The organism is Pasteurella dagmatis (genome assembly GCF_900186835.1).
GTDB lineage: Bacteria > Pseudomonadota > Gammaproteobacteria > Enterobacterales > Pasteurellaceae > Pasteurella > Pasteurella dagmatis.
The window spans coordinates 376,861-395,964 of sequence record NZ_LT906448.1 but is presented as its reverse complement, the minus strand read 5'-3'; the positions used below and the strand labels follow the sequence as shown (position 1 = coordinate 395,964).

At 36.8% G+C, this 19,104-nt stretch carries 19 protein-coding genes, 2 tRNA genes and 1 pseudogene; 15 read left to right on the top strand and 7 right to left on the bottom strand.

Features of this window, described 5'->3' with window-relative positions; translation table 11 throughout:
• Positions 1-4: 4 nt before the first annotated feature.
• The 5 genes from CKV78_RS01930 to CKV78_RS01910 all read left to right on the top strand — a co-directional run bounded on the left by CKV78_RS01930 (position 5) and on the right by CKV78_RS01910 (position 4,318).
• Positions 5-838 carry an NgoPII family restriction endonuclease gene (locus CKV78_RS01930; protein WP_005764606.1) on the top strand — a complete coding sequence of 278 codons (834 nt, stop codon included), beginning with the start codon at positions 5-7 and terminating at the stop codon, positions 836-838.
• Positions 839-845: 7 nt separating this feature from the next.
• Positions 846-1,835: a DNA cytosine methyltransferase gene (locus tag CKV78_RS01925; protein ID WP_005764608.1), complete on the top strand. Its 990-nt coding sequence runs from the start codon at positions 846-848 to the stop codon at positions 1,833-1,835.
• A gap of 342 nt (positions 1,836-2,177) precedes the next feature.
• Positions 2,178-2,801, top strand: a complete 624-nt coding sequence (locus CKV78_RS01920; protein WP_005764610.1) for an EVE domain-containing protein — start codon at positions 2,178-2,180, stop codon at positions 2,799-2,801.
• A gap of 89 nt (positions 2,802-2,890) precedes the next feature.
• Positions 2,891-3,247 carry a hypothetical protein gene (locus CKV78_RS01915; protein WP_005764612.1) on the top strand — a complete coding sequence of 119 codons (357 nt, stop codon included), beginning with the start codon at positions 2,891-2,893 and terminating at the stop codon, positions 3,245-3,247.
• A 231-nt stretch (positions 3,248-3,478) separates the two neighbouring features.
• Positions 3,479-4,318, top strand: a complete 840-nt coding sequence (locus CKV78_RS01910) for a DUF72 domain-containing protein (protein ID WP_005764615.1) — start codon at positions 3,479-3,481, stop codon at positions 4,316-4,318.
• Here CKV78_RS01910 and CKV78_RS01905 read toward each other — a convergent pair.
• From CKV78_RS01905 to CKV78_RS01890, 4 genes are all read right to left on the bottom strand, one after another.
• A complete protein-coding gene (locus CKV78_RS01905; RefSeq protein ID WP_005764617.1) occupies positions 4,315-5,070 on the bottom strand; it encodes an ABC transporter ATP-binding protein in 756 nt (251 codons plus the stop codon). The genes CKV78_RS01910 and CKV78_RS01905 overlap by 4 nt on opposite strands.
• Positions 5,063-6,040: a FecCD family ABC transporter permease gene (locus CKV78_RS01900; RefSeq protein WP_005764619.1), complete on the bottom strand. Its 978-nt coding sequence runs from the start codon at positions 6,038-6,040 to the stop codon at positions 5,063-5,065. The genes CKV78_RS01905 and CKV78_RS01900 overlap by 8 nt, the downstream gene beginning before the upstream one ends.
• Positions 6,037-6,846 carry a substrate-binding domain-containing protein gene (locus tag CKV78_RS01895; RefSeq protein ID WP_032855624.1) on the bottom strand — a complete coding sequence of 270 codons (810 nt, stop codon included), beginning with the start codon at positions 6,844-6,846 and terminating at the stop codon, positions 6,037-6,039. The genes CKV78_RS01900 and CKV78_RS01895 overlap by 4 nt, the downstream gene beginning before the upstream one ends.
• A 71-nt stretch (positions 6,847-6,917) precedes the next feature.
• Positions 6,918-8,870 carry a TonB-dependent receptor plug domain-containing protein gene (locus CKV78_RS01890; protein WP_032855625.1) on the bottom strand — a complete coding sequence of 651 codons (1,953 nt, stop codon included), beginning with the start codon at positions 8,868-8,870 and terminating at the stop codon, positions 6,918-6,920.
• 311 nt (positions 8,871-9,181) lie between these two features.
• On the opposite strand from CKV78_RS01890, the gene CKV78_RS01885 reads away from it, so the two are divergent.
• Together CKV78_RS01885 and CKV78_RS01880 are read left to right on the top strand one after the other, a co-directional pair.
• Positions 9,182-9,745: a DUF6630 family protein gene (locus CKV78_RS01885; RefSeq protein WP_005764625.1), complete on the top strand. Its 564-nt coding sequence runs from the start codon at positions 9,182-9,184 to the stop codon at positions 9,743-9,745.
• 101 nt (positions 9,746-9,846) lie between these two features.
• Positions 9,847-10,397: pseudogene (locus tag CKV78_RS01880) on the top strand (DUF72 domain-containing protein).
• 58 nt (positions 10,398-10,455) lie between these two features.
• Here the strand turns inward: CKV78_RS01880 and rnhA are convergent.
• Entirely contained in the window at positions 10,456-10,920 is a 465-nt protein-coding gene (gene rnhA / locus CKV78_RS01875) for a ribonuclease HI (RefSeq protein WP_005764629.1), read from the bottom strand.
• A 68-nt stretch (positions 10,921-10,988) separates the two neighbouring features.
• On the opposite strand from rnhA, the gene dnaQ reads away from it, so the two are divergent.
• From dnaQ to CKV78_RS01845, 6 genes are all read left to right on the top strand, one after another.
• Positions 10,989-11,750 carry a DNA polymerase III subunit epsilon gene (gene dnaQ / locus CKV78_RS01870; protein ID WP_005764631.1) on the top strand — a complete coding sequence of 254 codons (762 nt, stop codon included), beginning with the start codon at positions 10,989-10,991 and terminating at the stop codon, positions 11,748-11,750.
• A 91-nt stretch (positions 11,751-11,841) separates the two neighbouring features.
• Positions 11,842-11,918: transfer RNA gene (locus CKV78_RS01865), tRNA-Asp, on the top strand.
• Positions 11,919-11,933: 15 nt separating this feature from the next.
• Positions 11,934-12,010, top strand: a tRNA-Asp gene (locus tag CKV78_RS01860).
• Positions 12,011-12,220: 210 nt separating this feature from the next.
• On the top strand, positions 12,221-13,282 hold the full coding sequence (gene yedE / locus CKV78_RS01855) for a YedE family putative selenium transporter (protein ID WP_005764634.1): 1,062 nt from the start codon (positions 12,221-12,223) through the stop codon (positions 13,280-13,282).
• A gap of 207 nt (positions 13,283-13,489) precedes the next feature.
• Entirely contained in the window at positions 13,490-15,025 is a 1,536-nt protein-coding gene (gene der / locus CKV78_RS01850; RefSeq protein WP_005764636.1) for a ribosome biogenesis GTPase Der, read from the top strand.
• 69 nt (positions 15,026-15,094) lie between these two features.
• Positions 15,095-15,505, top strand: coding sequence for a hypothetical protein (locus CKV78_RS01845; protein ID WP_032855626.1), 411 nt, complete (start codon positions 15,095-15,097; stop codon positions 15,503-15,505).
• Between the two features lie 59 nt (positions 15,506-15,564).
• On the opposite strand, the gene CKV78_RS01840 is transcribed toward CKV78_RS01845, so the two are convergent.
• On the bottom strand, positions 15,565-16,971 hold the full coding sequence (locus tag CKV78_RS01840; protein WP_005764641.1) for a multicopper oxidase domain-containing protein: 1,407 nt from the start codon (positions 16,969-16,971) through the stop codon (positions 15,565-15,567).
• 6 nt (positions 16,972-16,977) lie between these two features.
• On the bottom strand, positions 16,978-17,700 hold the full coding sequence (locus tag CKV78_RS01835; RefSeq protein WP_032855627.1) for a 1-acylglycerol-3-phosphate O-acyltransferase: 723 nt from the start codon (positions 17,698-17,700) through the stop codon (positions 16,978-16,980).
• 110 nt (positions 17,701-17,810) lie between these two features.
• Between CKV78_RS01835 and lpxH the strand changes: the two genes are divergently transcribed.
• On the top strand, positions 17,811-18,530 hold the full coding sequence (lpxH, locus tag CKV78_RS01830; RefSeq protein ID WP_032855629.1) for a UDP-2,3-diacylglucosamine diphosphatase: 720 nt from the start codon (positions 17,811-17,813) through the stop codon (positions 18,528-18,530).
• 2 nt (positions 18,531-18,532) lie between these two features.
• Entirely contained in the window at positions 18,533-19,039 is a 507-nt protein-coding gene (locus CKV78_RS01825) for a DUF2301 domain-containing membrane protein (RefSeq protein ID WP_005764647.1), read from the top strand.
• The last annotated feature ends 65 nt before the right edge of the window (positions 19,040-19,104 follow it).

Sequence of the window (19,104 nt, the reverse complement as noted above, 5' to 3'; positions counted from 1 at the left end):
AATAATGAACATAATTAACGCAATTATTAATTTAGTCAATAATCCAATTACCAATGTGGTCAGTCATTACCAAAGTAGTAATCGGGCTAATCAAGCAGGAGATGCATTGGAAGAATATGTTAAAGATCTTTTTGCTGGGAGTTTTGATTCAAGTGAAAGTGAAAGAATTAAAAAACATTCTGAAGTTTTCTCTTATTTGGGAAATAACAGCAATCCACCAGATGTAATGTTAAAACAAGGAGATGCAATAGAGGTTAAGAAGATTGAAAATAATAATTCAGCTTTAGCATTAAATAGCAGTTACCCTAAAGCAAAACTATTCTCTAATAGTCCAATGATTTCTAAGGCATGCCGAGAGGCAGAAGATTGGCAAGAAAAGGATATTATTTATGTTGTTGGAATAGTAAATAAAAATAGTATTCAACATTTAGCTATGGTTTATGGAGAAGATTATTGTGCTGATGAAGAATGCTATTTACGTATTAAATCCACAATAAAGCAAGGTATAGAAAATATTCATGGTGTTGAATTTTCTGAAACAAAAGAACTAGGCAGAGTGAATAAAGTTGATCCCCTTGGAATAACTTATATGAGAGTAAGAGGAATGTGGGGAATTGAAAATCCATGGAGTGTATTTCAATATCTTTATAAAAGAAATTTAGATCATTCATTTAACTTTATGGCATTAATTAATGAAAATAAATGGAATAAGTTTAAAAATCGAGATGAGTTATTAGCTATAAATGATGAACATTTAAAAATTACAGATGTAGAGATTAAGAATCCAAATAATCCTGCAAAATTAAAACAGGCAAAGTTAATTACTTACTATTTATAAGGAAACAATGAAAGTTATTAGTTTATTTAGCGGCTGTGGTGGTTTAGATCTAGGCTTTGAGAAAGCTGGATTTGAAATTCCTGTTGCAAATGAGTATGACAAAACTATTTGGGCTACCTTTAAAGCTAATCACCCAAAGACTAAACTGATCGAAGGTGATATTCGAAGCATAAAGGAAGATGATTTTCCAAATGAGATTGATGGCATTATAGGTGGACCACCTTGCCAATCTTGGTCTGAAGCAGGATCTTTACGAGGCATTAATGATGCTCGAGGGCAGTTGTTTTTTGATTACATTCGTATTTTAAAAAGTAAACAACCTAAATTCTTTTTGGCAGAAAATGTTAGTGGTATGCTTGCTAACCGTCATAGCGAAGCGGTTCAAAATATTTTAAAAATGTTTGAAGATTGCGGCTATGATGTAACTCTAACTATGGTTAATGCTAAAGATTACGGAGTGGCACAAGAGCGTAAACGTGTTTTTTATATTGGTTTTAGGAAAGATTTAAGTATTAGTTTCCAATTTCCTATTGGTTCAACTGTAAATGACGAAGATAAAATTACTCTAAAAGATATTATCTGGGATCTACAAGAAACAGCAGTTCCCGCACTTGCTCAAAATAAAAGTAATCCACAAGCGGTGAATAATAATGAATATTTTACAGGGAGCTTTTCTCCAATCTTTATGAGTCGAAATCGAGTTAAGTCTTGGAATGAACAAGGATTTACAGTGCAGGCTTCTGGGCGACAATGCCAACTTCACCCACAAGCTCCCAAAATGGAAAAGTATGGTATAAATGATTATCGATTTGTGGTAGGAAAAGAGAACCTATACCGTAGAATGACTATTCGTGAAGTAGCTAGAGTACAAGGTTTTCCTGATGATTTTAAATTTATTTACCAAAATACTAATGATGCTTATAAGATGATTGGTAATGCGGTACCAGTGAATCTTGCTTTTGAAATTGCTTGTGCAATAAAAAAAGAACTAGATTAATCTAAATAAAATCTTTAAAAAATAGTTATCATAAAATTGATAAACTCGCTCAATTATCAATTGTTTTAAACTAGCCTCATCAATACCGCTTGTATAAATGAGCGGTATCTATCATGTATTTTCTGTATTATAACTAAACTATAATACAACCAATACAAACTCTGCCCATCTAAATAAACACAAGTGGTTATACTTGATGAGTTTCATCACCCTAGATATTCTAAGAATAATTATTATTTCAAAAAAAAATTATTATAATGCTTGCATAAAATAAATACTATATTAAAATTGACATATTATTTATTTCAATTAATCAATTTAAGAAATTCAGAGGAGATATTCATGAGTTTTATCGATAGCCGTACAGAATCCTATAACCAACGTAACCAAGATAAAATTACTTTGAGTTTACGCCTGTCAAGAAAAGATGATCTTATTTTACAAGAACTATCAGATGCTTGGGAAACAACCAGACAAGATATTATTAATGATTTAATTCAAGAATATATTATTAAAGAATGGGAGAAAAAAAGATCAGATGATAAGCAAACAGAAGCAGAATTAGATACTTCTTTAGAAGTGAAATATTTTTTACTTAACACAAATAAAGTAAATGATGTTGATGATCATCATTTTATGCTAAATAATCAAGTTGCAGCGGCTTTTGAAGACGGTTATAAGGAAAAGATTAATCGTATCAAAAAAGGTGATTATGTTTTCTTATATGAATCTGGAGAAGGTATAGTCGCATTTGGTAGAGCAACTGGCATAGTAGAAATAAGACATCATTATGGTATTGAAGGAAAAACCTTTTTCCAAAAGCTAGATAATTTTATTGATTTAACTAAAAAACCAATTAGAGCTAAACAAGTAAAATCTATTTTAGGGCGTCCATTTCCTTTTGCACAAACATTGTCACAAATTATTGATGGAGAAAAATTGTTGAAAGGTATAAATGCTGTATAAATATTTATATAAAATTTCGTGCTACGCGTATATTCTTCTAATAGAATAGAAATGAGGCGTGGAAAATTTCTAAAGCTAAGGAGTAACAAATGTTTATAAATGAAGAAACAATTTATGATGTTAGAGGATTAGATACAAAACAAAAAGAATTAGCTAAAGCATTTATTAAAGGGTCTGTATACGCATGGTTAAATTGTCATAATCATGGAGATGAATTTTCCGTACGAGATTTATTTGGTAAAGATAATGCAGATTGGACAAATACTCCATTAGAATGTATCTGGGAAAAAAATATAAAAAATAGTAAAAACAATGACGAAGCTTATGAACAATCAGCCAAAGATGTGGGGTGGTTATTAAAAGCCGTATTAAATGAAGACACTGAATATGAATTTAAAAAAATAAAAAGGCGAGTAAATAGCTATACAGGGAAAAAAATTAACTAGTAAATTTCATAAGACTTCTCTAGATTTCGCTCGTCTTCGACAAGTGGCAAAACATTTGGTATATGCTACGGCTCTAGTCATAGACGAGCATGCTCCATCATTATTAAATAGGTTACTCACAATCAATCACCTCCCCATAAGATTTTGCAAATTTTACCAAGAATCTGACCGCTTGCCTTTTTCTAATTTCCTTCTAAACTTACTCCATTTCTCACTTTGTAACAAAATCAAATGCAAACACCCCACATCTACCTCGGCACAGGTGGTTATAGTGATACAGATTTAATCGGTACCCTTTATCCATTTGGTACAGATAAATCGGATTTTTTGACGATTTATAGCCAGCACTATGATGCCATTGAAATAAATAGCACGTTTCACGCACCAATTGGGGCGAAGGCGTTGCAGGGTATGGTGGAAAAGGCAAAAGAGCGGTTGAGATTTTCGGTGAAATTGCATCAGGATTTTAGCCATAAACGCACCGCACTTAAACAACAAGCGGAAGCCTTTTTAAATGCGTTACAGCCGTTGATAGAACAAAATTGCTTAGCAAATTTGTTTATTCAGTTTCCCTCGAGTTTTGAACGCACTCAAGCCAATCGTTATTATCTTGCGGAATTGGTGTCTTGGTTTGAAGGCTATCCCTTAGTCATTGAATTTCGCCATGCCAGTTGGCATATCCAATCTGTACTGGATTATTTTCAAGGTAAACAAAATTTGATTTGGTGTAATGTAGATTATCCACAGAATATCGGCTTGCCCACTTCTCAATTTTACGCCAATCAACGCACTGCTTATTTACGTCTACATGGTCGTAATCCAAATTGGTGGAAAGCGCAATCAGCGGCAGAACGCCACGACTACCGTTATAGTGAAAGCGAATTACAACATTTAGCCAAGTTACTTTATCAACGCAGAGATGAATTCGACCAGCTCTATCTCTATTTTCAAAACACCACCAAAAGCCATTCTTTCTACAATATCGAGAGCTTAAAAGGCTATTTATCCGAATACGGGTTTTCAATCAAAGCTAGACCTGAGTTTTTAATCGGGCAACAGAGTTTGTTTTAGCACTCAATTTTTAATTTATCTATACCTAAAATTTCTTTTCTTTCCCTATCCACTTCTGCCCTAATCCCAAACCCTTTTGCAAGATTTTGTGGATTGAGCACCGCTTGTGTTTCGCCACTGGCGATAATTTCGCCATTTTTAAGTAAGATCACTTCATCACAAAAACGATAAGCTAGAGATAAATGATGGATAACCACTACGCACGTTTGTTCAGGAGTGAGAGCTTTGAGCTGTTGCATAATGTCGATTTGATAATAAGGATCGAGCGAAGCAATGGGTTCATCAGCCAGTAAAATGGGGCTGTTTTTGATACAACAACGAGCGAGCTGTACCCTTGTTTTCTCACCCCCTGAAAGCTGTTGGAAAGGTTTGTCGAGCAGATGTTCAACAGAAAACTTTTGTGAAATTGACCGCACTTTTTGCTGTTCATCACTTTTTTTCAGTGGGGACGATAAGCCAAGAGCAATGACATCATAGACAGATAAATCCCAATAAATGGCGGTATTTTGAGCGAGATAGGCGATCAGCTGGCTTTTTTGTGAGGCGGACATTGCGCTTAATTTGCAAGAATTTAGCCAAATTTGACCTCTTGTTTGCTTCGCAGATAAGGGTAAAATCCCCGCAATAGCTTTCAATAATGTGGATTTCCCTGCCCCATTTGCCCCCATAATGCCGACAAGTTTGCCTTGTGGAATGTGGCAATTCACATTCTTTAAAGCATAGGGTAAGCTCAGATTTTCGACTTTAATCATAAAGCCTCCTCTGTTGCGTGAGCAAAATCCAAATCAACACTGGTGCGCCAATAATGGCGGTGAGCGTGCCGATGTAGATATGCGAGAAAAATGGCAGATATAAAATGCCGAGATCGGCGATTAACAGTAATAACGCACCGATAAGGCTACTGGTTAAATAAAGTTGTGAAGGGCGTTTTTTAAGTAAGATACGAGCAAAGTGCGGTGCAATTAAGCCGATAAATCCGATAGTGCCCGTTTGGGGAATGGTTGCCCCCACCAACAAGGCTACACCGAATGTGGTGATAAAAAAGCTACGCTTTAGGTTTATGCCCATTGTGCTGGCGGTTTCTTCGCCGAAAGTGAGTAAGTCAACATAACGGCGTTGGCTGTAAATGCAAGCGATGCCGAGTAACACAATGGGTAAGGAAATCAATAAGGTATCTAATTTTGCCCAGATTAATGAGCCTTGTAGCCAGCGGTAAAGTTCTGCCAATGCCCAAGGGCTTTGGGCGTTGGACAGTAGTAAGGCAATCGCCGAACCCAATAACATATTGACAGCTACACCACTTAAAATCATCATGGTTGTGCCGTAATTTCTAGCGATAAAATAAACGATAAAAAAGCTCAATAATGCGCCTAAAACACCGCCAAATAGTAGAACCGTAAAAGGAGCTGAGAAGTAGTAGAGAATAAATACGCTCGCAGTGGTTGCTCCGTTGGCACTGCCTAATAATCCTGGGCTTGCTAGCGGATTTTGGAAAATCCCTTGCATCACATTGCCTGCGAGGGCAAGACTTGCACCTGTGAGCACCGCTAATAAAATACGTGGTAGGCGAATATCTGACAACACCAGAGAACGCATATCAGTCAATACCCCTTCAGCATTGGCAAGTGCAGTAAATTGACTAAGCTGATAGCCACAGGCAAACGCAATTAAGGCGAGCAATGTTAGCAATAAAATAAGGTTTAGGGTTTTGGGTTGTATCATTTTTTGTCGTTTATTTTATTCAGTTGCTGATAAATTTGTTCTGCTCCTAGCCATAGTCCATGATCAAAACAGTAGCTATATTTAAGTGGAATTGTGACAAGCGGTCGATTTTGGAAGATTTTTTGCAAAATTGGGTGTTTAAGTAACTCTGCCTGCTCGTTATAACTATCTTGATCGCTGAGTACTATAAGCTGATTTGGTTGGCTTAATATTAACTTTTCTAATGAAAAATTTTGAGGGGTTATCGTTGTTTGCATTGGGTTGAGTGCTGACAATTCAAGTAATGTACGATAAGGTTGCTGATTGCTATCAATTACACCTGTATCAGATAAAATTAATGTTCCTGTAAGCGATAGTATTGAGTGAAAACTCTGCAATTTGAGCTGCTCAACCAACTGCTCAGAATGCGAACTATTTCCAGTGAGTTGTCCTAATCGCAACATTAAATCAAACAGCTGCTCAGGTGTTTGTGGATCAACTACTGGAAAAACTTTTACACCAAGCTGTTTCAGTTTTTCAGTTAATTGTGGATAAAAAGTCGGGTTAATCAACACCGTTGTGGTCAAATAGGGTAACAGAGATGTCAGCGTTGGTTCTATTATTGGCTTGTCATGATTGACTTTATCTAACATCATCAATACATTTCTAGAGTAAGATGACTGAGCTGCAATTTGTTCGGGGCGTGCTAATTCAATGAGTAATCGATCACTACAGAGATTCAGTGATACAAACCGCTCTGCTTTTTCAGCAAAAGCAAAGGGAATAAATATAAAAAGTGCGGTAAAAAATTGTAATTTTTTTAACATTTCTATTTGGGTGGACTTCAATCCACCCATTTCATCAAATTAATTTGAATAAACTTATGCTAGTTCGATGACTAAAAAGAGCCTTTTACTCCCATAAAGAAATTACGCCCATCTTGACCATAACCTAATATATTTTCATATTTTTTATCAAAAACATTATTAAGATGCACATAGAAGTTTAAGTTCTTAGTAAATTGGTAATTCATGCCTAAATTAAGTAATGTGTATGAAGGCATTTTAGTACGATGTGGATAAGTATCAATACGTTTACCAACATAAGAAAGACTAATATCATATCCCCATGCAGAAGTGATTTGATAACTTAACCCTGCATTTGCTAAATGTTTTGAACGACGCGCCAATTCAATACCTTTACTGTCTTTCGCTCGAGTAAAAGTATAATTAGCATAAGCGGTCAAATCTTCCGTTAATTTTCCTTTATAAACTAATTCAAACCCTTTTACTTTAGTTGTGCCATTTAGGTTAATTGAGCTTGTATATGTCGAGTTGCTGCTAATAAAATCTTTCACATTACGAGCAAAATAAGTGACATCTAAGCTATGTTCTTTATTTGTTGTTTCAATCAACAACCCCAATTCACCACCTAAACTTTTAGCTGGTTTTAAGGCTGGATTACCTTTGTAATTTCCATAATAGCCATAATAGTCAATCATTGTAGGATTTTGGATTGCAGTTCCCAAACTGCCATGGGCTCGTAAATTTGAAGATAAACGATAAGCCCCTGCAACTCGCCCAGTAAAAGCATTTTGATAGTGTGAATTATCTGTAAAACGCCCACTGAATGATAAGCTATGGTCTGCATCACTAAATAAACGATACTCACTAGCAATACTCTTTTCAGTCAGTTTTTTCTCAGCAACATAATTTGTTGCATCATAATTTGAGCGTTGATATTCACCTAATATGCTAATAGATTGTGTAACTGAACCATCACGGTCAAAATTAATATCTAACTGATAATGAGTATTCAACACCTTGCTATCATAAGCATTTTTAGTTGGTTCATTACCTATTTGGGCATAAGTATTTGGGTCATAAATTACTTTTGTAGTAAAAGTATCACTGTCTGTTTTTAACCTAGTCACTGACAAACGATGCTTAAACAACGCTTGATCATTACCTAAATACCCACTGAGTTTAGTGATCGCCTCGCGAGTACGAGTTCTATCATCATAGAACGATTCTATACGACCATAAGTTTCATCATAATGTGCGGTTTGGGATGAATAAGAAGTTAAAATCTCAATACCTTTATTATTGTCATCATAACCCAAACGAAGAGATGTGTTATCACGTTGGAATTTGTCTTTTTCAATCGCACCTCCGGTTGAAAATGCAACACCAGAAGTTGAAGTATAATAAAATTTATTAGCACTTAATGCTGAAATACCATGAGTACGATGAATATCCCCATGTAACGAATAGTAAAAATGATTATTGTAGCCAGACAGCGTAGCTGAACCCGAATAAGTATTGTGAGATCCTGCTCCTATATCAAAGTCTAAATTAAAAGGTTTCTCTTTATAAAGACCACTTTTAGTGGTGATATAAATAACACCACCCATTGCATCACTGCCCCAAAGCGCAGATTGTTCACCGCGTAAAATTTCAATACGTTCAATATTACTCAAGCTTAAGCCACCGAAATCAAAGCCCAAATTAGAAGCAGGCTTCATTTTTACGCCATCAATAATTACTGCTGTTTGATTTGAATTTGCCCCACGTAGAAACAGGCTAGTTAAAGTTCCACGCCCACCGCTGATACCTAAAGCTATGCTAGGTACCGTTTTCAGAACATCACTTACATAAGTGGAATTACGTGCATTAAATTCTTTCTCCGTTAAGACTGTCACTGATGAAGCTGTTTTATCTTGACTGACAGGCACTGCATAGGCTGAATAAACATGAATTGGTTGCAATTCATCCGTTGTTTGCTTCCCTTGAGCAAATGTTAACGTTGGTAAAGTAAATAAAATTGCTGTTGTGATGAGGTTTCTTTTCATTTTTTTCCTTAGAGCTTGATGTTTTTTTAGAGAATACATTCTATACGATAATAGATTTATGTATATAAATTCTACATCATATCTTATATGATACCTCAAACTGGCATCTCACTTATTTTTACTTAAAAAGAGACTTATCCCAAGAGCCATAAAATTATTCAAGCAACAATATTAATATTTGTAGGGCGCACGATAGTAGTTCATTTACTTTAAACAATATCATTCAATAACTCACACAATCAGTTTATAATTTAAACTACAATAATATCTCAATAATAAATTTTAATTTAAACTCAATATTAAAATACAAAATGAACACCGAATTAAAACAAGATCTTTCCGAGCTTTTACACTTATCACTCGTAGATGATGAGTTTATCGAACAATATATCGATGACATTGCAGCCCTTTTTGAAGCACAAGGTGAGTGGGCTGATGGGTATTTATATTGGCAAGAAAAAGGGATTTTGCCAGCAGACCCTGAGCACGAACATTATGATGAGTATTTTGATTGGGATGAAAATGCATTTGTTGTAGATGGGAAAAATTATCCTAGCTTAAGTTTGGCGGATATTCTCGAACAACAAGCCCTTTCTAAATTGACCGATTGGAAATTTGATGCGGAAGAGTTGGAATATGCGGTCAATAGTATGTTGACCAATAAAATTAAACTTGAATGCCCTGAAGAAACCTATAATGATGCACTCTACCCTTACGTTCAACAAGCACTTGCCTCACAAAATTACACTCTTTGTAACTATTGGAATGGCAATGACAGCTGCTTATTTATGATTTTCTCTTTTGAGGAATATGAACGCATTCGAGAAATTGCGGGCAAGTGGAATATTTCTCTTCGTGCAGTTGATGAGGGATAATAAAGATAATAGTCTGTTATAAACGTGGATACAACAGACCATTATCTTTTACTCTTTCCTTCTAAACTAATTCCATTTGGGATTTTCAACAACAAAAAGTAATATACAATCTCCGTATTTACATTAGCACTGGCGGTTATAGCGATACGGATTTAGTCGGTACGCTTTATCTCTTTGGCACAGATAAAACAGAGTTTTTGACGATTTACAGCCAGCACTATGATGCCATTGAAATCAACAGTACTTTTCATGCACCGATAGGGTCAAAAGCGTTGCAAGATATGGTAGAAAAGCAAATCTGATTTGGTGCAATGTGGATTATCCGCAAAATATCGGTTTACCTGCTTTTCAATTTTATGCCAATTAACGCACTGCTTATTTACGCTTACACGGGCGCAATCCTAATTGGTGGCAAGCACAATCCGCACAAGAGCGACACGATTACCGTTACAACGATGTTGAATTGCAAAATTTAGCAACACTACTCAATCAACATAAAAGCGAATTTGATCGTCTGCACCTCTATTTTCAAAATACGACGAAAAGCCATTCGTTCTACAATATTGAGCGTTTGAAAGGGTATTTGACAGAATATGGATTTGAGGTAAAAGCGAAGCCCGAGTTTTTAATCGGGCAGCAGAGTTTGTTTTAGATTTTGGCTGATATTGGGAAGCTAAAAGCGTAAAAGTGCGGTCAATTTTTAAAAAGTTTTATTCAGGCTGATAACCCACATCTTCCAACGTCGGTTTTTCTGCGCCGGCTTTAGCAAGTTCATCGCAAATTTCATTTTCAACGTGGCCAGAATGCCCTTTTACCCATTGCCAATTAATGTTGTGGCGTTGAATCGCTTGATCAAGGGCTATCCACAAATCTTGATTTTTAACCGGCTTGCCTGTGCTGGCTTTCCAATTATTCTTTTTCCAATTAAAAATCCACTTTGTGATGCCATTTTTCATATATTGGCTGTCGCTATGCAAAGTCACTGTGCAAGGCTCTTTCAGGGCGTTTAGGGCTTCAACCACTGCACGTAATTCCATACGGTTATTAGTGGTTTGTATATAACCTTTTGAAATCTGTTTTTCATGTTGTTTATAACGCAATAATATCCCAATCCCACCCGGCCCGGGGTTGCCTAAACAAGAACCATCTGTAAAAATTTCAATTTGTTTTTGCATAATCTTTGTTACAATTCCGAATTAAGCAAAGATCATAACCGAAATTAACCGAAAGATATAGAAAGAAAATGACACCCCCTATTCAACCTACACGTCAAATTGTGCTGGATACCGAAACTACGGGTATGAACCAATTTGGTGCGCATTATGAAGGCCATTGCATCATCGAAATTGGTGCGGTGGAAATGATAAACCGCCGTTTAACTGGCAATAATTTTCATATTTATATCAAACCTGATCGCCCCGTTGATCCTGATGCGATTAAAGTTCATGGTATCACTGATGAAATGTTAGCAGACAAACCAACGTTTAATGAAATTGCACAGCAATTTATTGAATATATTCAAGGTGCTGAATTGCTGATCCATAACGCTTCGTTCGATATTGGCTTTATGGATTATGAATTTAGCAAATTAAATATTGGCCTCAATACCAGTGAAATTTGCTTGATTACTGATACTCTACAAATGGCTCGTCAAATGTATCCGGGTAAACGTAATAGCTTAGATGCACTTTGTGATCGTTTAGGAATTGATAACAGTAAACGCACTCTTCACGGAGCATTACTGGATGCGGAAATTCTGGCTGATGTTTACCTGACGATGACAGGGGGGCAAACTAGTCTATTTGATGAAAGTGAGCCAGAAATTATCGTTGCAACAACACAAGAAGAAGTGCAAAGTGCGGTCGTTTTTTCACAAGATTTGAAAAAATTAATGCCGACCGAAGACGAGCTACAAGCCCATATTGAATACATTAAATTGCTGAATAAAAAAAGCAAAGGAAACTGTTTATGGGAAAAACGCTTGAGTGAAGAAAACATTCATTGATGATCGTTTACGGATTAAGCAAGCAATTTAAAATATAAAAAAAAGAGTTGACGAATACATACTTCGTCATTAATATACCCCTCACCTGTGCGGAGTGGTAGTTCAGCTGGTTAGAATACCTGCCTGTCACGCAGGGGGTCGCGGGTTCGAGTCCCGTCCATTCCGCCAATTTTATTCTACTACGGAGCGGTAGTTCAGCTGGTTAGAATACCTGCCTGTCACGCAGGGGGTCGCGGGTTCGAGTCCCGTCCGTTCCGCCAATGAATTCTTAAAGAAAGCCACTTTTTAAAGTGGCTTTTTTGTTTTTCAAAATCAATATGTTCCCTTTTCTTACAATTCTTTGTTCGAGCGCAAAATAATCACAAATTCACTTTGCATATTTTGTTTGCATTTCATACAATCTATTCGTTTTTAATTGATTAAAAACACTCACAATTTAATTCAACTTCAGATATCACAAAGGTCTAATTATGAAAATTATTTCTTGGCCTGTGGTTGCAGGTGCTGCACTTGGTATCGTTGCTCCACTTCTAACCTATAATGGCAATCCTGGTAATATGGGCTTTTGCGCAGCCTGTTTCTTACGTGACACCGCTGGTGCTGTTGGCCTACATCAAGCTACTCCACTACAATATATTCGCCCAGAAATCATTGGGTTGATTTTAGGTGCTTTAATCAGTGCATTATTTAGCAAAGAGTTTCGTCCTCGTGGTGGCTCAAGCCCTTTCATTCGCATGATTCTCGGCTTTTTTTCTATGCTTGGTGCATTAACCTTTTTAGGTTGCCCTTGGCGTGCATATCTCCGCTTAGGTGGTGGTGATTTAACAAGCATTGCCGGTATTGCTGGTTTATTCGTTGGTGTATTAGGTGGAATCTTTTTTGCAAAGCGTGATTTTTCCTTAGGAAAAGTAGTTGAACAAAATAAATACTCAAGCTTTATCGGAATTGCCGTGAGTGTAATTTTGCTCGTTTTCTTGATGACCCGATTTAGTTTCGGTGAAGGTTTACCCATTTTCTTCTCAGAAAAAGGCCCTGCTTCACAACATGCAAATATTTGGTTATCACTTGCTGCGGGTGGACTCATTGGCGTATTAATGCAACGCTCTCGCTTCTGCTCTATCGGCGCATTCCGTAACTTTATTTTGTTTCGAGATAACTCGTTATTAAATGGCGTCATTGCAATTGTCCTGTTCTCAATGATCACCAATGCATTATTAGGTCAATTCAATTTAGGTTTTGAAAAACAACCTATCGCACATAACCAATACTTATGGAATTTCTTGGGCATGGCATTATGTGGATTATGTTTCTCTTTAGGTGGTGGCTGTCCGGGCAAACAATTAGTTCACGTAGGGGAAGGAAATAATGATGCGACATTCTTTATCATCGGAATGTTGCTTGGTGCAGCTGCCGCGCACAATCTCACACTAGCAGCCTCTGGCGCGGGCATTTCAAATTACACGCCTTATGCACTGCTTGTGGGATTTATTTTCTGTATTTATATTGGGTTTACACGTAAATCAACCACTTAAATACATTCCTTTCTGGATAAAAGTGCGGTTAAAAAATCGCACTTTTTATTATTTGATCGCTTTATTCTCAAGCATTCTAAGATTATTTCCCTATAATCCCATCTGCCCCGACTTGTCCATTTCTCATCTAGCACAAAATCCGCTATAATAATGCAATTTTGACTGTGCTATGAACCCATAGGCAGAAATATTGAAGAAGAGGTTTTTATGACAACTCCTGTAGTTGCCCTTGTTGGTCGCCCAAATGTAGGGAAATCGACATTATTTAACCGTTTGACTCGCACTCGTGATGCGTTGGTAGCGGATTTTCCAGGCTTAACTCGTGACCGTAAATATGGTCAAGCCAATATCGCTGGTTATGATTTTATCGTTATCGATACTGGAGGTATTGATGGCACAGAAGAAGGCGTGGAAGAAAAAATGGCCGAGCAATCGTTGCTTGCCATTGAAGAAGCAGATGTAGTGCTGTTTTTAGTCGATGCTCGTGCAGGTTTAACCTCTGCAGATATTGGTATCGCAAACTATTTACGTCAACGTCAAAACAAAATTACTGTACTTGTTGCAAATAAAACCGATGGTATCGATGCTGACTCTCACTGTGCAGAATTTTACCAACTTGGTTTAGGTGAAATCGCACAAATTGCTGCATCACAAGGTCGTGGCGTTTCAGCATTAATGGAACAAGTGCTTGCCCCAATTGCAGAAAGAATGAATACAGCATTGGAGAAGCAAAGTGCGGTAGAAAATTCAGAAGTTTCTCAAGATGATGAACAAGACGAATGGGATCAAGATTTTGACTTTTCTAACGAAGAAGATACCGCACTTTTAGATGATGCCCTTGCCGAAGAAACGGAAAAAGAACAAGATAAAAATATTAAGATTGCTATCGTTGGACGCCCAAATGTAGGTAAATCTACTCTAACTAACCGCATTCTAGGTGAAGATCGTGTTGTCGTATATGATTTACCGGGTACGACACGCGACAGCATCTACATTCCAATGGAACGAGATGGACAGCATTATACGATTATTGACACCGCAGGTGTGCGTAAGCGTGGTAAAGTGCATTTAGCAGTAGAAAAATTCTCAGTCATCAAAACATTACAAGCAATCCAAGATGCGAATGTAGTGTTATTAACCATTGATGCCCGTGAAGGCGTTTCAGATCAAGATCTTTCGTTACTGGGCTTTATTCTAAATGCGGGTCGTTCGTTAGTTATCGTCGTAAACAAATGGGATGGTCTAAACCAAGATATCAAAGATCAAGTGAAATCAGAACTTGATCGCCGTTTAGATTTCATTGATTTTGCACGTGTGCACTTTATTTCTGCTTTACACGGCAGTGGCGTAGGTAACTTATTTGATTCAATTAAAGAAGCTTACGCTTGTGCAACACAAAAAATGACTACTTCAATGTTGACCCGTATTTTACAAATGGCAACGGACGAACATCAACCACCAATGATGAGCGGTCGTCGTATTAAGTTGAAATACGCACACCCAGGTGGCTATAACCCACCAATTATTGTGGTGCACGGTAACCAAATGGATAAATTACCAGACTCGTATAAACGTTATTTATCTAATTATTATCGTCGTAGTCTGAAAATTATTGGTTCACCAATTCGTTTATTATTCCAAGAAGGAAGCAACCCATTTGCGGGCAAACGTAACAAATTGACACCAAATCAATTACGTAAACGTAAACGTTTAATGAAATTTATTAAGAAATCAAAACGTTAATAAAAATGATGGCATTTCTTGGCTAACCGAGAAATGCCATTTAATCATATCACTGTGAGAATAAAACCCATGGTAAATAAAAAAACACTCATTATTTTTCCATTATTAACACAATGTATTTTTTCGTTATTTTTGCCCTTTTTTGATGCCTTTAATTTAGAAGGGTTAAAAGACGTTTTCTTACTGGCAACTGTTCCTGCTTTTTTATTCTCACTTGTTTGCATTCGCTATCAATATCATCAACGCAATCTGACTCAAATTGCATTTTTTTCGGGTATTATTAGCTTTCTTTACACCTTAGTCGTACTAACTTTTTATATATCTACTGGTCCCTTACAAGAAAGCATTCCTCTGTGGGAACAAAGTTTAGCGGTCTTGGCTTATGCGATGATGTTTGCTTTCCCAAGTATGACTTATGCACTATTAGTGTTGCGCTTATTCTTAAATGAAGCACCACCAGAGTTATCCAAAAAAGCATAAATCAATACCAATAAAAAAGCGCGTACTAATTAATACGCGCTTTTTTATTTTATATCGTTTTACTGTACTACTAATAATCGGATACAGCCTTTGTCTGCTAACATTAAATTTGATGAACCAAAAATAAACGGATGATTATTTGATGAAGTATTTTCAAATTTCACGAGAATTTGTACTTTTCCCGGAATCCAAACGCTATCTTTCCAAGAAATGGCAGCCTGATCAATTGGCTCATCATTAATGCTTTCAATAATGAATTTAGCCCCTTGAATACGGAACCCCATGGGGGAGGATGAGGTTAGAATCCAACGTTCAGTGGTACCTAATTTTGCATTCAAAACACGTTTGGGATCAAAGTGTTTGTTATTCACCATCCCTGTGCTAGTATCGAAATGGAAATGTTGTTCTTGTGCCACTTTATTCGACAAGCTCTGCACTGCATCTGTACTAAATTGACGTATTTCTTGTTTACTAAATACTGAAGCCAAACCTTCTGGACGAAGTTCTAACACCGTATTTTCAATCAGCTCGTTTTCATCAGCAAAAAGTGCGGTGACTTTATGTAAAAAATTTCGTTTTTCACCCGCAATTAAACTCACATTATCACCACCATTGAGATCCACTAAAATTTCAATTCGCTCACTTGGTGTGATGAAAACAGATTTCAGCTCTTTACCTTGCGGTAAAAAGCCTTGATCTTGTGCGATTAGTTGGAAAGTTCGATCATCATCAAAACGCAATTCATAAGCTCGAGAAAGTGAAGCATTCACGATGCGTAAACGTACCCAACCACGTGGCACTTTTAAATAAGGCGCCTCTTGCCCGTTCACAAATAAACGATTACCTAATAGTGCATTTTGATTCTGCTGAAATAATTGTAAACCATTACTATTCAGTCGCATATCTTGCAAAATCAATGGAATATCATTTACGCCATATTTTTGTGGCAATGCCAACTTTCGACTTTCATCATCTTCCACAATCCACATACCGACTAATCCACGGTAGGTTTGATAGGCTGAATTCGCTAAAGAAACTGAATGATACCAACAAGTTGAGGCGCTTTGAGTGATTGGTAGAATAGGTGCCCAAGTTTCCTTTGGCTGTAAATAACGCCCTACACCACCTAATAACTCACCACTGGCTTGTAAGCCCTGAATATTCATTGCAATAGGTTGAGGAAGGTTATTTTTATAGTTAAGTTTCGCAAAATCCCCTTTCTTGATTTTAATTGTTGGCCCTAAATAATGACCATTAAATCCCCAAACCTCAACAAACTTTCCCTCATCTAATTGATGTTGAACAGCTTCCATCGTCAAAAACACAGGTTTGCCCCGACGAGTTTCCATTAATGGTGGAATATATAATGATTGGTGTGTCCCTGCAAGAAGCTTACTCGGCATTGCACTTAATGCACTCGCAAGAAGGCTTCTTTTAAATAACTGACGACGGGAGAGGTTCAACATAATCAATTAGCTCTTTTGTGCAATTTCTGCATCCAGTTCAGCGATTCGTTTAGCCATAATTTCGTGACAATGCGCTGCAAGTTCACGTACGTTATCTTTGCTATACATAGAAGTATCAATTGGATCTAGCATTTCACAAATCACTTTACCGTTATCCCAACGATTTAAATCAATTTTGCCTTGCGTTGTTGAACAAACCACTGGAACCACTGGCACACCCGCAGCGACAGCGGCATAAAATGCGCCTGTTTTGAATGGTAATAAACCACGACCACGACTGCGTGTGCCTTCTGGGAACATCCAAACAGAAAGATTATCTTCTTTTATGCGACGAGCTACCTCATTCATTGTTCCATGTGCTTTAGTACGGTTTTCACGATCAATTAAAATATTACCAGTCACCCAATACACAATGCCAAAAAACGGTATCCAAATTAGGTTTTTTTTGCCTACACTAACCGTACGTGGTTTCACCATATAAGAAATTGTCACCATATCATAGTTATTTTGGTGATTACCGATATAAATACAGCTTCCAATATTATCGGCATTTTCAGGGAAGCGATGCTCGACTTTTAAGCCAAATAATGGATATAAACGCCCAAACCAACGAGCCACAACGCCCACATTGCTTGGATTTCTAAAACGGATAAACGAATATAAAGTGCCAAATACACAAATTAAAATACAGCAAATAACAACAACAATAATACGAAGTAATTTCAACATAACGTCATTCCTTTAAAAATTTGGCTAAGTATAGCGAAATTGCCAGAATATGTGTACAAATCACCGTAAAAAATATGCTAATCTACACAAAAAATTCTTTGATGCTCATAATGAAAAAGACCTATTTTATTGCTGATTTACATCTCAGCGAAAATCGACCGTACTTAACTGAACTTTTTTGCGATTTTATGCAGAATCTCGCACCACAAGCCGAAGCACTTTACATCTTAGGCGATTTATTTGATTTTTGGATTGGTGATGATGAACAATCTCCTTTAATCGAACTTGTTCAACAACAAATTAAGCAAGTCAGCGATAAAGGCATCCCGTGCTATTTTCAACACGGGAATCGTGATTTCCTCATTGGAAAGCGATTTGCACAGGCTTGTGGAATAAATCTGCTACCTACATATCAACTGGTTGATTTATATGGTGAGAACGTACTACTATGCCACGGTGATACTTTATGTACTGATGATATAGCATATCAACGCTATCGTAAAAAAGTACATCAAAAATGGCGCCAAGGGCTATTTTTATGCTTACCGCTCAAAGTGCGGTTAAAAATTGCCGAGAAAATTCGAGCCAAAAGCCAAGCAGATAAAAAACAAAAATCCTATGAGATTATGGATGTAAACCCTGAATTTGTATTGCAAATCTTTGCACAATTTGGGGTGAAAAAAATGATCCATGGGCATACACACCGCCAAAATATTCATCAAATAGCACCGCACTTTACTCGCATTGTGTTGGGTGATTGGGGCGAAACGGCGTCTATTCTTGAAGTAAATGAACAGCAACAAATCCGATTTTTAACAGGTAAGGAATAATTATGGCAGATCCACACATTCAATCACCAATGGACATTTGGGACTATCTCACTGTTATTTTATATCGCAGTGGTTTTGTTGTAGCTGGTGTAATGACACTGATTTTTCCCTATTATCCTAACACTGCACATTTGGGTATTTTAATTGCTGCTGCGCTTTGTGCCTCTTGCTTACATATTTATCTGAAAACATTCCGACTTATTTTACAGATGGCAACTTGGGTAGCGTTAATTTGTCAAATGTTAGGTTATGAAACCTTAGCACTGGGAGGGGCATTAATGACTTTAGGCGGTTTATGTTACAAAGAATATTTCTGTTTCCGTATTTTTCTTTTAAATTTTCAACCGCTCTTTGTCGCCTTATTTTGGTGTATTGCACTGTTGAATAATTCTATTGCGACACAAGTGATGTCAGTGGTTGTTGGAATATTATTTATTATACTCGCAATTCAGAAATGGAGAATGCCGTTACATTTTGATATTGGGGATAAAACAAAGTATCAGGTGTAAGCCTCCCTCTTTTTTAAAGATATTCACACTCATAGAAAAAGCTAATGTGCTTACTCTCTGTTTTA